Annotated in this window: 12 protein-coding genes; 8 read left to right on the top strand and 4 right to left on the bottom strand. The window is 68.4% G+C overall.

The genetic code is table 11. From position 1 onward, the window contains the following. Positions 1-133: 133 nt before the first annotated feature. From dnaE to JR064_RS13175, 3 genes are all read left to right on the top strand, one after another. The gene (gene dnaE / locus JR064_RS13185; RefSeq protein WP_179565894.1) at positions 134-3,724 is read left to right on the top strand and encodes a DNA polymerase III subunit alpha; all 3,591 of its coding nucleotides are present in this window, start codon (positions 134-136) and stop codon (positions 3,722-3,724) included. Between the two features lie 194 nt (positions 3,725-3,918). Continuing rightward, positions 3,919-4,878: an acetyl-CoA carboxylase carboxyltransferase subunit alpha gene (locus tag JR064_RS13180; RefSeq protein ID WP_185815907.1), complete on the top strand. Its 960-nt coding sequence runs from the start codon at positions 3,919-3,921 to the stop codon at positions 4,876-4,878. A 24-nt stretch (positions 4,879-4,902) separates the two neighbouring features. Further along, positions 4,903-5,661, top strand: coding sequence for a tetratricopeptide repeat protein (locus tag JR064_RS13175; RefSeq protein ID WP_206230005.1), 759 nt, complete (start codon positions 4,903-4,905; stop codon positions 5,659-5,661). A gap of 73 nt (positions 5,662-5,734) precedes the next feature. On the opposite strand, the gene JR064_RS13170 is transcribed toward JR064_RS13175, so the two are convergent. Continuing rightward, positions 5,735-6,190, bottom strand: a complete 456-nt coding sequence (locus tag JR064_RS13170) for a CopD family protein (protein ID WP_179565900.1) — start codon at positions 6,188-6,190, stop codon at positions 5,735-5,737. Between the two features lie 81 nt (positions 6,191-6,271). On the opposite strand from JR064_RS13170, the gene JR064_RS13165 reads away from it, so the two are divergent. Next, on the top strand, positions 6,272-6,877 hold the full coding sequence (locus tag JR064_RS13165; RefSeq protein ID WP_206230004.1) for a class I SAM-dependent DNA methyltransferase: 606 nt from the start codon (positions 6,272-6,274) through the stop codon (positions 6,875-6,877). A gap of 63 nt (positions 6,878-6,940) precedes the next feature. Next, a complete protein-coding gene (locus tag JR064_RS13160) occupies positions 6,941-8,251 on the top strand; it encodes a polyhydroxyalkanoate depolymerase (RefSeq protein ID WP_191825619.1) in 1,311 nt (436 codons plus the stop codon). Positions 8,252-8,297: 46 nt separating this feature from the next. Here the strand turns inward: JR064_RS13160 and JR064_RS13155 are convergent, their stop codons facing one another. Both JR064_RS13155 and JR064_RS13150 read right to left on the bottom strand, forming a co-directional pair. After that, on the bottom strand, positions 8,298-9,218 hold the full coding sequence (locus tag JR064_RS13155) for a sensor domain-containing protein (RefSeq protein WP_206230003.1): 921 nt from the start codon (positions 9,216-9,218) through the stop codon (positions 8,298-8,300). Then, a complete protein-coding gene (locus JR064_RS13150; RefSeq protein ID WP_191825621.1) occupies positions 9,215-9,580 on the bottom strand; it encodes a PadR family transcriptional regulator in 366 nt (121 codons plus the stop codon). Before JR064_RS13150 ends, JR064_RS13155 begins: the two co-directional genes overlap by 4 nt. A 160-nt stretch (positions 9,581-9,740) precedes the next feature. Here JR064_RS13150 and JR064_RS13145 point away from each other — a divergent pair, with 160 nt between their 5' ends. The 3 genes from JR064_RS13145 to JR064_RS13135 all read left to right on the top strand — a co-directional run bounded on the left by JR064_RS13145 (position 9,741) and on the right by JR064_RS13135 (position 12,843). After that, positions 9,741-11,510, top strand: a complete 1,770-nt coding sequence (locus JR064_RS13145) for an XVIPCD domain-containing protein (protein WP_206230002.1) — start codon at positions 9,741-9,743, stop codon at positions 11,508-11,510. 85 nt (positions 11,511-11,595) lie between these two features. Then, the gene (locus JR064_RS13140; RefSeq protein ID WP_206230001.1) at positions 11,596-12,510 is read left to right on the top strand and encodes a peptidylprolyl isomerase; all 915 of its coding nucleotides are present in this window, start codon (positions 11,596-11,598) and stop codon (positions 12,508-12,510) included. Between the two features lie 126 nt (positions 12,511-12,636). Then, on the top strand, positions 12,637-12,843 hold the full coding sequence (locus JR064_RS13135; protein ID WP_206230000.1) for a hypothetical protein: 207 nt from the start codon (positions 12,637-12,639) through the stop codon (positions 12,841-12,843). Between the two features lie 75 nt (positions 12,844-12,918). Here JR064_RS13135 and JR064_RS13130 read toward each other — a convergent pair whose 3' ends face one another. Further along, positions 12,919-13,431: a DinB family protein gene (locus tag JR064_RS13130; protein ID WP_206229999.1), complete on the bottom strand. Its 513-nt coding sequence runs from the start codon at positions 13,429-13,431 to the stop codon at positions 12,919-12,921. Between the last annotated feature and the right edge of the window lie 6 nt (positions 13,432-13,437).

Raw genomic sequence — 13,437 nt, 5'->3', positions numbered from 1 at the left:
AGCTGAACGGGCGCCCCGCCCAATCGCCTCGCCAGGCCCGTCGCATCGGACTCCGGACCCGGCAACGGCCCTGTCAAGCCTTGCCCGTCCCCGCCCCCGCCGCTAACCTGCCCGGGCATCGTTCTGGTTCCGCATGTCCACTTCCCGCTTCGCTCATCTGCACGTCCACACCGAGTTCTCGCTGGCGGATTCGACCATCCGTGTGCCCGAGAAACCGGATCAGGCCGACCCGAAGAAAGCCAAGCAGGCCAACCTGCTCAGCCGTGCGGTCGAACTGGAGTTGCCCGCGCTCGCGGTCACCGACCTCAACAACCTGTTCGCGCTGGTCAAGTTCTACAAGGCGGCCGAAGGCGTGGGCATCAAGCCGATCGCCGGTGCCGACCTGCTGATCGCCGACAGCGCCGGCGAGACGCCGTGGCGGCTCACCGTGCTGTGCCGCAACCGCGACGGCTACCTGAGCCTGTCGCGCCTGCTGACCCGGGCCTGGCTGGAAGGCCACCGCAACGAAGGCGGCGTGGCGATCCGCCCGGAGTGGCTGCAGACCGGCAGCGACAATCTGTTCGCGCTGGCCGGGCGCGACAGCCTGGCCGGACGCCTGGCCAGCGAAGGCCGCCACGATCTGGCCGAGCAGCAACTGGCCGACTGGCAACGCATCTTCGGCGACGGCCTGCACCTGGAACTGACCCGTACCGGCCGCGACGGCGAGGAAGCGTTCAACCAGTTCGCGCTGCATGCCGCCGGCACCCGCGGCTTGCCGGTAGTGGCCAGCAACGACGTGCGCTTCCTGTACGCCAGCGATTTCGCCGCGCACGAGGCGCGCGTGTGCATTTCCTCCGGCCGCGTGCTCGACGACCCCAAGCGCCCGCGCGACTACAGCGACCAGCAATACCTGAAATCGTCGGAGGAGATGGCCGCGCTGTTCGCCGACATTCCCGACGCGCTGGACAACACGCTGGCGCTGGCGCAGCGCTGCAACATCGAGATGCAGTTGGGCACCTACTTCCTGCCCGCGTATCCGGTGCCCGACAACGAGACGCTGGACAGCTGGATCCGCAGCCAGTCGCGCGACGGCCTGGCCGCGCGCCTGGAGAAGAATCCGCTGGCGCCGGGCAAGACTCGCCAGGACTACGTCGACCGGCTCGAGTTCGAGCTGGACACGATCATCAAGATGGGCTTCCCCGGCTACTTCCTGATCGTGGCCGACTTCATCCAGTGGGGCAAGAACCAGGGCATCCCGATCGGCCCGGGCCGCGGCTCCGGCGCCGGCTCGCTGGTGGCGTGGGCGCTGCAGATCACCGACCTGGATCCGCTGCCCTACAACCTGCTGTTCGAGCGCTTCCTCAATCCCGAACGCGTGTCGATGCCCGACTTCGACATCGACTTCTGCATGGACCGCCGCGACGAGGTCATCGACTACGTCGCGCGCAAGTACGGGCGCGACCGGGTCAGCCAGATCATCACCTACGGCACCATGGCGGCCAAGGCGGTGGTGCGCGACTGCGGCCGCGTGCTCGGCTTCCCGTACGGCCTGGTCGACGGCGTGGCCAAGCTGATCCCCAACATCCTCGGCATCACGCTGAAGGACGCGATGGGCGAAGGCAAGGACAGCGAGATGGCCTCGCCGGAGCTGATCCAGCGCTACCAGAGCGAGGACGACGTCCGCGACCTGATGGACCTGGCGCGGCAGCTGGAGGACCTGACCCGCAACGCCGGCAAGCACGCCGGCGGCGTGGTCATCGCGCCGACGCCGCTGTCCGACTTCTGCCCGCTGTTCGCCGAACACGACGTCGACAACCTGGGCAAGAACCCGGTCACCCAGTTCGACAAGGACGACGTCGAGCAGGTCGGCCTGGTCAAGTTCGACTTCCTCGGCCTGCGCACGCTGACCATCATCGACTGGGCGGTGAAGGCGATCAACGTGCGCCACGCGCGCGCCGGCATCCCGCCGGTGGACATCACCGCGATCCCGCTCGACGACGCGCCCACCTACAAGGGCATCTTCGCCTCGGGCAACACCGGCGCGGTGTTCCAGTTCGAATCCTCGGGCATGCGCCGGCTGCTGAAGGACGCCAAGCCCGACCGCTTCGAAGACCTGATCGCGCTGGTGTCGCTGTACCGCCCCGGCCCGATGGACCTGATCCCGGACTTCAACGCGCGCAAGCACGGCCAGCAGGAGATCATCTACCCCGATCCGCGCACCGAAGCGATCCTGAAGGACACCTACGGCATCATGGTGTACCAGGAGCAGGTGATGCAGATGGCGCAGATCGTCGGCGCCTACTCGCTGGGCGGCGCCGACCTGTTGCGCCGCGCGATGGGCAAGAAGGTGCCGGCCGAGATGGCCAAGCACCGCGAGATCTTCCGCGAGGGCGCGGCCAAGGGCGGCGTCGGCGAGGCCAAGGCCGACGAAATCTTCGACCTGATGGAGAAGTTCGCCGGCTACGGCTTCAACAAGTCGCACGCCGCCGCCTACGCGCTGGTCAGCTACCAGACCGCATGGCTGAAACGGCACTACCCGGCCGAGTTCATGGCCGCGACGCTGTCCTCGGACATGGACAACACCGACAAGGTGGTCGGCTTCCTCGACGAGGTGCGCAACCTCGGCCTGACCGTGCTGCCGCCGCGGCTCAACGCCTCGGCCTACATGTTCGAAGCGGCCACCCCGGACACCATCCAGTACGGCCTGGGCGCGATCAAGGGCGTGGGCCGCGGCGCCTGCGAGGCGATCGTGGCCGAGCGCGAGCGCGGCGGCGAATACGCCTCGCTGCTGGATTTCTGCACCCGCGTGGAATCGGCCAAGCTCAACAAGCGCACCCTGGAAGCGCTGATCAACGCCGGCGCGATGGACGGGCTGGGCAGCAACCGCGCCACCCTGATGCTGCAGCTGCCGGAGGTGATGAAGGCCACCGAGCAGATGGCGCGCGAGCGCGCCTCCGGGCAGAACTCGCTGTTCGGCGGCGCCGACACCAGCGCCCCGGCGCTGCGCCTGGACCTGCCGGAAAGCAAGGAATGGCCGCTGGGCCAGCTGCTGACCGGCGAGCGCGAGACGCTGGGCTTCTACCTCAGCGGCCACCCGTTCGATCCCTACCGCGAGGAAGTGCGCGAGCTGGTCGGTTGCGACCTGAGCGCGCTGGAAAAGATCTGCGCGCAATCCGGCGGCGGACGCGGCGGCGGCGGCGACGGCGAGAAACGCGCCTGGCGCCCGGAAACCAGCGCGATCCTCGCCGGCCAGGTGGTCGGCGTGCGGCGCAAGGGCGACAGCCAGGTGTTCGTGCAACTCGAGGACGGCCGCGGCCGGGTCGAATGCAGCGCGTTCACCGACGCCATCGCCGAGTTCGGCCACCTGCTCACCCGCGACCGCATCCTGATCGTCAAGGGCGGCGTGCGCGAGGACGAATTCAACGGCGGCTATGCGATGCGCATCCGCCAGTGCTGGGACTACGAACAGATCTGCACCCACCACGCGCAGCGCCTGTCGCTGCGCCTGGACCTGCGCCAGCGCAGCACCTGGCCGCGCATCGACGCCTTGCTGGCGCGCCACCGCCCCGGCAAGACGCCGCTGCGCCTGGACCTGCTGCTGCAGTCCGAACAGGGCGCGGTGGCCGGCATGCTCGACCTCAACGGCAGCCACGCGGTGCGCGTGGATCCGCAACTGCTGGACACCCTGCGCGCCGATCCGGGCGTGCGCGCGGTGAAGGTGAAGTACAGCCCGCCGTGGGCGTGAGAAGCCGGGATTCGGGATTGGGGATTGGGGATTCGTAGGAGCGGGATCCGCGCTGTCCGCAGCGGCAGGAGCGCCGGCTTTTTCGAATCCCGAATCCCCAATCCCGAATCCCGGCCCCCAAACCGCACGGCCCCGTACGGGTGACCGACATCGGTTCGGCTAAACTGCATCCCTTACGTTCACGACGGCCTCCAATGAATCCGAACTACCTCGACTTCGAGCAACCCATCGCCGATCTGGAAGCCAAGATCCAGGAACTGCGCAACGCCAGCACCGGCCCGGCGGTCAACGTCGAGACCGAGGTGCGCGCGCTGCAGGACAAGCTGCGGGTGCGCACCGCGCAGATCTTCCGCGACCTGTCGTCGTGGCAGATCTCGCAGCTGGCGCGGCATCCGCAGCGTCCGTACACGCTGGACTACATCAACGTGTTCTGCGACGAATTCCAGGAACTGGCCGGCGACCGCGCGTTCGCCGACGACAAGGCGATCGTCGGCGGCCTGGGCCGCATCGACGGGCGCCCGGTGGTCATCATCGGCCACCAGAAGGGCCGCGACACCAAGACCAAGGTCGCGCGCAACTTCGGCATGCCGCGTCCGGAGGGCTACCGCAAGGCGCTGCGGCTGATGAAGCTGGCCGAGCGCTTCAAGCTGCCGCTGCTGACCTTCATCGACACCCCCGGCGCCTATCCGGGCATCGGCGCGGAAGAACGCGGGCAGAGCGAGGCGATCGCGCGCAATCTGCTGGAGATGGCCGAACTGAAAGTGCCGGTGATCTGCACCGTGATCGGCGAAGGCGGCTCCGGCGGCGCGCTGGCGATCGGCGTCGGCGACCGCACGCTGATGCTGGAGTACGGCACCTATTCGGTGATCTCGCCGGAAGGCTGCGCCTCGATTCTGTGGAAGGACGCCGGCAAGGCCAAGGACGCCGCCGAGCAACTGGGCCTGACCGCCAAGCGCCTGTCCGCGCTGGGCCTGGTCGACAAGGTCGTGCGCGAGCCGATCGGCGGCGCGCACCGCAACCCCACGCAGATGGCCAAGCGCCTGAAGGCGGTGCTGCTCAACGAACTGGACGCGCTGGAAAAGCTGCCGGTCGAGCAGTTGCTGCAGAAGCGCTACGAGCGCCTGCGCGGCTACGGGGCGTACGAAGCGGCCTGATCGCGACACAAGGAAGCGTTGTCCATGAATCCCATCGTCCTGCTGTCGCTGGCCTTGCAGCTGGCCTGCTGCGTGCACGTGGTGCGCAGCGGCCGCCCGCTGTACTGGATCTTCATCCTGCTGATCTTTTCGTATCTGGGGATCCTGATCTACGTGATCGCCGAACTGCTGCCGGAATGGCGCAACGATCCGCGCGCGCGCCGCCACCTGCGCAAGGTCGGCGCCACGCTCGATCCGAACCGCGACAAGCGCACCGCCGGCAATCGCCTGGAACTGGCCGACACCGTGGACAACCGCCGGCAACTGGCCGAGGTGCACCTGGACAACGGCGAATACACGCAGGCGGCCGAGGTGTTCGAGAGCGGCTTGCGCGGCATCCACCGCGACGACCCCGGGCTGCTGCTGGGACTGGCCAAGGCGCAGTTCGGCCTGGACCAGCCGGCCGCGGTGAAAGCCACGCTGGACCGGCTGATCGCCGCCAACCCGCAGTTCCGCTCGCACGACGGCCACCTGCTCTACGCGCGCGCCACCGAGGCGCTGGGCCAGACCGACGCGGCGCTGGAAGAATACGCCGCGCTCGCCGACGGCTACCCCGGCGAAGAAGCGCGCGTGCGCTACGCGCAACTGCTGCAACGCGCGGGCCAGCCGCAGCGCGCGCGCGAAGTGTTCAACGAAGTGCTGAAGCGCTCCAGCCTGGCCCCGCGCTACTATCAGCGCGACCAACGCCAGTGGATCGACCTGGCCCGCAGTGAACTGAAGCAACTCGACAACGGCAGCACTTAGCTGCTGACGCAAACCCGGAAAGGGTCGGAAACGGGGACGTTCGAATCCCCAATCCCAAATCCCCAATCCCGGCTCAAAACGGCTTCGCCAACACCAACCAGATCACCACCAGCAGCGCCAGCACCGGCAGTTCGTTGAACAGCCGCAGCGCGCGCGAGGACGGCAGCGCGCGCGCCTGGCCCACGCCCTTGAGCCAGCGCCCGCTGAAGATGTAGTAGCCGAGCATCAGCGCCACCAGGCCCAGCTTGGCGTGCAGCCAGCCGCTGTGGCCGGGCGCGACCATGGTCGGGAAGTCGGGCAACACCTTGTAGCCCAGCCACAGGGTCAGCCCCAGCAGCAAGGCCAGGCCGAACATCATGTGGCCGAAGCGGTACAGGCGCCGCCCCATCAGCACCAGCCGCGCCTGCACGTCCGGCTGCCCCGCGCTCTCGGCGATGTTGACCAGGATCCGCGGCAGGTAGAACACCGCCGCCATCCATGCGACCACGAACAGCAGGTGCAGGGACTTGATCCACAGATAGAGTTGCATGCGCTGGCTCCGGGTCGCTGGCGTAGGATGTCACGCCATTTTCGCCGATTCGCATCGCGCCCGCACGGACCACGACCCCGCATGGACAAACAGTACGACGCCGACTACTTCCAGCGCTGGTATCGCCGCGACGATATCGGCGGCAACGCGCGCCTGGCGCGCAAGGTCGCGCTCGCCGTCGCCCAGGCCGAGTACTACCTGGAACGGCCGATCCGCAGCGTGCTCGACATCGGCTGCGGCGAAGGCGCCTGGCGCGCGCCGCTGCTGAAGCTGCGGCCGAAACTGAGTTACCTGGGCTTCGACAGCAGCGAGTACGCGGTGGCGCGCTACGGCCGCCACCGCAATCTGCGCCCGGCGCGGTTCGGCGATTTCGCCTGGCTGCGGCCGTGCGCGCCGGTGGACCTGCTGGTGTGTTCGGACGTGCTGCACTACGTGCCCAACCGCGAATTGCGCCAGGGCCTGCCGGGCCTGGCCGACCTGTGCGGCGGGGTCGCGTTCCTGGAGACCTTCGCCGTGGAGGACGCCTTCGACGGCGACCATGCCGGCTTCCAGCCACGTCCGGCGCGCTGGTACCGGCGCCAGTTTGGTGCACTCGGACTGCGCCCGGTCGGCAGTCATTGCTGGCTATCGCCAGCGCTGGCGGGGGATGCGGCGGCACTGGAAACGATTGGTCTGGTGCCCCATTAAGGTGCAACCACCCCGGATAGGATATGCTGCACGGCAGCATACGCTCAGGATGGAAACACCGGCATGCTCTACCAGTGGCACGAACTGACCCGCAACCTGCTCGCCCCCTGGGTCCACCAGGCAGCGGCCAACGCCAAGATCTTCTCCGACGCCAATAGCCTGTGGGCCACGCTCCCGGGCGCCGAGCGTCTGGCCGCCACCAACGAACTGCTGCACCGGCTCGGCAAGGACTACGAGAAGCCGGCCTGGGCGCTGGACCACGTCGAGGTCGACGGCCACCCGCTGCCGATCGTCGAGCAGGAAGTGCTGCGCAAGCCGTTCTGCCGCCTGTTGCGCTTCAAGCGTTTCAGCGACGACGCCAAGGTCGTGGCCGGGCTCAAGCAGCAGCCGGCGGTGCTGGTGGTGGCGCCGCTGTCCGGGCACCACGCCACACTGCTGCGCGACACCGTGCGCACCCTGCTGCGCGACCACAAGGTCTACGTCACCGACTGGATCGACGCGCGCATGGTGCCGCAGAGCGACGGCGACTTCGGCCTGGACGACTACGTCAACTACGTGCAGGACTTCATCCGCCACATCGGCGCCGACAAGCTGCACGTGATCAGCGTGTGCCAGCCGACGGTGCCGGTGCTGGCCGCGGTGTCGCTGATGGCCGGACGCGGCGAAGCCACGCCGCGCTCGCTGGTGATGATGGGCGGGCCGATCGACGCGCGCCGCAGCCCAACCCAGGTCAACAACCTGGCCACGCGCAATCCGCTGTCGTGGTTCGAGCACAACGTCATCCACACCGTGCCGCAGACGTATCCGGGACATGGCCGCGCGGTGTATCCGGGCTTCCTGCAGCACACCGGATTCCTGGCGATGAACCCCAGCCGGCACTTCATGTCGCACTGGGATTTCTACGCCAACCTGGTCAAGGGCGACCTGCAGGACGCCGAGGCGCACCGCCGCTTCTACGACGAGTACAACGCGGTGCTGGACATGCCGGCGACCTACTACCTGGACACGATCCGGGTGGTGTTCCAGGAATTCCTGCTGCCGCGCGGCGAATGGGTGATCGGCGGCGAGCGCGTGGATCCCTCCGCGATCCGCGACACCGCGCTGCTCAGCATCGAAGGCGAACTGGACGACATCTCCGGCCTGGGCCAGACCGCCGCCGCGCAGGACCTGTGCACCGGCATCGCCGCGCACCGCCGCCAGCATCTGGAAGTGGAAGGCGCCGGCCACTACGGCATCTTCAGCGGCCGCCGCTGGCGCGACATCGTCTATCCGCAGGTGCGTGCGTTCATCGCCGCCAATGCGTCGGCCACGGCGCAGGCGCCGAGCGGCAACGTCACCCCGCTCAAGCGCCGCGGCAGCCGCAAGGCCGGCTGAGCGGCGTACCGCGCGCGGCCGGCGCCTGCCGGCCGCCGCGTCAATGTCATTGCGCCGAGCTGTGCACCAACAGGTGCTTGGCCAGCATGCCGTGCAGCTTGCCGATGCCACGCGCCAGGTGCAGCATGGCGAACAGCAGCACGATGCCCAGCGCACTCCACAGCGGCAGCAGCCACGGCGCGCTTTCGGTGACGTTCCAGTCGACGAACATGACGTTGAACTGCTGCGGGAAGAAAAATCCCAGCGGTGCCGCCGCGAGCGCCAATCCCGTACTCAGCAGAGTAACGAACACGCTGAAATAGAAGATCCCCAGCGGCAGCATCAGCACGAAGTACAGCATCGTGGTCCAGGTCCGCGCGTCGGTGAACATCTGCCCGATGCGCCGCAGCCATGGCTGTTCGCGCGCGCTGTACAGCGGGCGCCGCGGCATGCGCTCGCCGAGCAGCACCTCGACGATGCGCCCTTCCACCAGCGACAGCAGCCGCACCGAACCGAAGAACAGCACCAGCAACGGCACGCCGATGATCAGCACCAGCATGCCCAGCGAGACGCTGGCCCCGGTGACCACCCAGGTGAAGTAGAAGATGCCGGTGACCAGCGACAGCAGCATGTAGAAGAACGCGCCATAGGCGCGCGGATCGGCGGCCACGCCGAAGAAGCGGCCGAGCAGCGACTTGCGCCTGGGCGGTGCCGGCGGCTTCAGCGCGCGGTTCACCGTGACCTCGGTGTCGCGGTAGATCGCGGCCACCTCTTCCGGCGCGCCGTAGCTGCCGGCGACCTCGGCGATGACCTCGGCCTCGCTCTTGCCGGCCTGCTCGGCCAGCTCGGCACGCAGGTATTCCTCCGCGTCGTACAGGGCGTCCTGGACCAGCGCCGGATCGGCGCCGGCCAGCGCCACGCGCAATTGCGCCAGATAGTCGGGAATGGTGGCCGGCAACGGCCGCGCCTGGAGTTGTTCGCTGCTCATTCTGAAATCCCCTTCAGGACGGAATCGACGGAATCGCGGGTGGCGCGCCACGCTGCGGCCCACTGCTGCAAGGTGGCGTGGCCGGGGTCGGTGATGCGGTAGTAGCGCCGCGGCGGCCCGGCCACCGACGGCTCGACATGGCTGGACAGCAGCCCGGCCGCTTCCAGGTTGCGCAGCACCGGATACAGCGCGCTCTGCTTGCCGCTGAGCACGCCCTCGCCCACTTTTTCCAGGCGCTTGGCGATCAGGTAGCCGTACAGGGGTTCCTGGGCCTCGGCCAGCACCGCCAGCAGCGCGAGCGACACGGTGCCCGCACTCAGCTCCTTCTGGAACTTCTTCAGCTGTGCATCCGGTTCGACCATGACCGCCCCCACTAGGTTGGAATGCATACTAGTGTTGAGTTTGGTATAGCGAATGTGCCGGTAGTCATAGCAGGCATAACGAACGCCTGACGCACCGGCAACATCGGCCTGGCTATCCTGCGCGCCGCTCGCGCCGGCAGGCGCCATCCAGGAGGAATGCATGAGTTCGACGACGCCCGCCGACGACGCCCAGGCCAACGATCCCACCTTCGCCAGCGCTGGCAGCAGCCGCAGCGCCGGTCCATTGAAATGGAATCCGGCCGACGGCAGCGCCAGCGTGGAGCACACGCAGTCCCATACGCTGGGACGCAGCGGGCCGCTCGCGCACCAGTTCGTCTCCACCCAGAGCGTGGGCGCCAGCCGGCGCACCGCCGACGGCAAGACCGAGTTCGGCCTGGAGATGGAATTCCGCCAGGGCCACCAGCTCGACGCCGCCATCACCGGCCGCAACGCCGCGAGCCTCAGCAGCACGACCCAGCTCGGCGAGCGCGCGCGCTACAACGTCACCCTGCCCGGCGACGCCACCGCCGAGGCCGCGCGCAGCGTCAATCCATTCGATCCACTGAGCATCCCGGTCGGCGGCAGTGTCAGGCTCGACGGCCAGGCCTTCGTTCGCACCTCGCTGGAAGCCTCGTTCCGCAGTTTCGCCAGCAGCAGCGAACACACCGACGCGGCAGGCGTGAGCTACACCGCGCAACGCCTGGATCCGGACCACGTGCGCGTGGCGACAGGACCGACCGCGGCGATCGAACGCCTGGACATGATCGGGCTGAAGACGCCCGTCGCGCAGGCCATGCTGGGCCGCCAGGACGCGCTGGGCCAGGCCAGCATGCACACCGCAACCTTCGACCTGCGCGACCCGCAGGCGCAGGCCGCCTATCGCGATTTCCTCGGCAGCGGCCAGTTGCCGGCGCAGGCGGCACCCGGGGTCAGCGACGTGCAGCGGATCGACACCCTGAGCGCGAGCTCGCAGACCCGCGCCAAACTCGGGGTGGGGTCGCTGAGCCTGGACCTGGCCGGGCAGCGCAACAGCGGCGAGAACGTACGCGCCACCCATGCCGACGGCAGCAGCACCGTCACCAGCAAGCTGCAGTACGCCGACAACGTGCCGCTCACCGTGACCCGCCAGTTCGATGCCGCCGGCAGCGAACACGCCGAGGCGCGCCGCTACCAGCTCGGCTTCGGCAAGGTCGACGGCAACCAGGCGCAGCTGCTCAATGCCGCGCTGGCCAGGAAGGACACCGCGGCCGACGCCATCGCCGCCGGCCAGGACGTGACCCTGAATTTCTCGGAGGCGCAGATGGGCGCGCTGCGCCAGCAGTACGCGCAGGCCGCGCAGGCGCGTCCGTTCGATCGCGAGCAGGCCGGCGCCTACGCCCGCATGAGCAACGAGGAATTCGCGATCGGGCTGGCGCGCAATCTCGGCAATTCCCCGTACGGCCTGAGCGAACGCCTGTTCCGCGTCGCCGCCGATGCCGACGGCGCGCTGAGCGGCGCGCTGACCCGCATCGACGCCGGCGTCGACAATGTCGATCCGAAGGTCGCGGCCACAGCGCGGGCGACACCCGCGAGCACGCCGGCCGATCCCCGCGATCCGGCGCATCCGGACCACGCGATGCAGCGCATGATCGACGCCCGGTTGACGCCGGCCGATCCGCAACTGGCCACGCACCTGCTGCTGGCGGCCAAGCGCGAAGGCCTGACTCAGGTCGACCATGTGCTGCGCAACGACGCCGGCCGCGTGTTCGCCGTGCAGGGCGACCCGATGGGGGGCGACAAGCGCACCGCCTACGTGGACGCGCAGGTCGCCGCGGCCACGCCGCTGCAGGACAGCCTGCGCCAGCTCGATGCATTGAATGCGACTGCGCAGCCCGCGGTGGCCGCCCCGCAGGAGACGCAGGACGCCCCGCAACGCGCACCGGCGCGCTGAGCACAGCGGCCGGCAACGCAACGGCGGCATTGGCGCAGCGACGGTGGCTGGGTAAGAATCGGCTACCGTCCTCCAGGCTGCCGCCATGCCCTTGCGTCCCACCCTGCTCGCCCTCGCGTTGCTGTCGTCCGCCGCCTGCGCACTGGCCGCCGCGCCTGCCGCACCGTACCGCAGTCCGCAGCAGATCCTGGACGCGTCCAAGCCCGGCGACTGGCGCACGCTGGACCCGGCCAACACGCTGTATCTGGACCTGGACGCCGGCCGCGTGGTCATCGAGCTGGCGCCGGCGTTCGCGCCGCAGCACGTCGGCAATATCCGCACCCTGGCCCACGAGCACTTCTGGGACGGCCTGAGCATCTACCGCTCGCAGGACAATTTCGTGGTGCAGTTCGGCGATCCCGACGGCGAGGAGGCGGACAAGGCCAAGTCGCTGGGGTCGGCCACGCGGCACCTGCCTGCCGAGTTCCAGCGCCCGGCCGCGGGCCTGGCGTTCCAGGCGCTGCCGGACCGCGACGGCTGGGCGCCGCAAGTGGGCTTCGTCGACGGCTTTCCGGCCGCGCGCGACCCCAAGGACGGCAAGGCGTGGCTGGCGCACTGCTACGGCACCCTCGGCGCCGGCCGCAACAACGACGAGGACAGCAGCATCGGTGCCGAGCTGTACGTGGTCACCGGGCAATCGCCGCGGCAGCTGGACCGCAACATCACCGTGGTCGGGCGCGTGGTCAAGGGCATGGAACTGCTCAGCGTGATCCCGCGCGGACCGGACCCGATGGGGTTCTACGCCAAGCCCGAACAGCGCACCCCGATCCGCGCGATCAAGCTCGCCAGCGACCTGCCCGAGGCCGAACGTACGCCGCTGCAGTTGCTGCGCACCGACACCCAGACCTTCCGCGACGTGGCCGAAGCGCGGCGCAACCGCCGGGACGATTTCTACAAGCGCCCGGCCGGGCACATCGACCTGTGCAACGTGCCGCTGCCGGTACGTACGCCGCCGCAGTAGTAGTAGTTAGCTGCCATGAAAACTCTGCGAACAGCTAGTCGACAAAGCAATCACTGCTTGCGCGCGTACTTTGGGTAACGCGCGCTCCGGTTGCCGCTCACTTGCATCTCAGGCGCCCCAACAAACATGACCGACCTCTCCAAGCAGCCTTACCAAGAGACCGTTGACTGCGAGGCGCGTCAGGACGAGGGCCTCATCTTCATCAAAGTCGTCGCAATGCCCTACGAAGATGCAGTGGAGTTCGACGTGACGCAGGCTCGCGCTTTTGCGCAGAGAATCTTGTCTGCTGTCGAGATCGTTGAGGCAGGTTGGCTAGGCAAATCCAGTAGCTAGCCAAAAATGATTGCGTCTCATATTCAGCGCATGCACTGCAGCGCGGTTTAGCGTTGGCGATGTGGCGCCCAGCGTCTAACCAGGCGCCGCGCCGCGGCGCTCGGGTTCGCGTGCGTGCAGGAAGCGGGTGTACAGCTCGCGCGGTTGTTCCACCCCGCAATCGCTGAGCAGCATGGCGATGTTGCCGCGGTGATAGGCGCCGTGCGCGAGGACGTGGAACAGCATTTCCTCGCGGGTCATGCGACCGGCATCGCCGTCGGTGAAGCGGAATGCGCGCGATTGTTGCAATGCGGTCGCATCGAGCTGGACGACGTAGCCGGCATACCATCGGTCGGATTCGGCGACGGCTGCGTGCAACGCCTCCAGCGCCGGCGTCTCCGGTGTATTGCTGCCCGTGAACGCATGGGTGCCGCCGTCCAGGTGCGCGGCGAAGATCAGGTCCACGACGTAGGTGTGGTTCAACAGCCGGATCGCGCGCTGCCGTTGCGCCGGATACGCGGCCGCGTCGATCTGCGCCAGCGCCTGCAGCAACTCGGCGTTGGCCCATGCTTTGTAGGCGAATTGCGATGCGAGCAGGGAAGCGGTCATCGGCAG

Source organism: Xanthomonas bonasiae, assembly GCF_017163705.1.
In the GTDB taxonomy this organism is placed as follows: Bacteria; Pseudomonadota; Gammaproteobacteria; order Xanthomonadales; family Xanthomonadaceae; genus Xanthomonas_A; species Xanthomonas_A bonasiae.
This window is presented reverse-complemented; position numbering and strand designations above follow the sequence as displayed.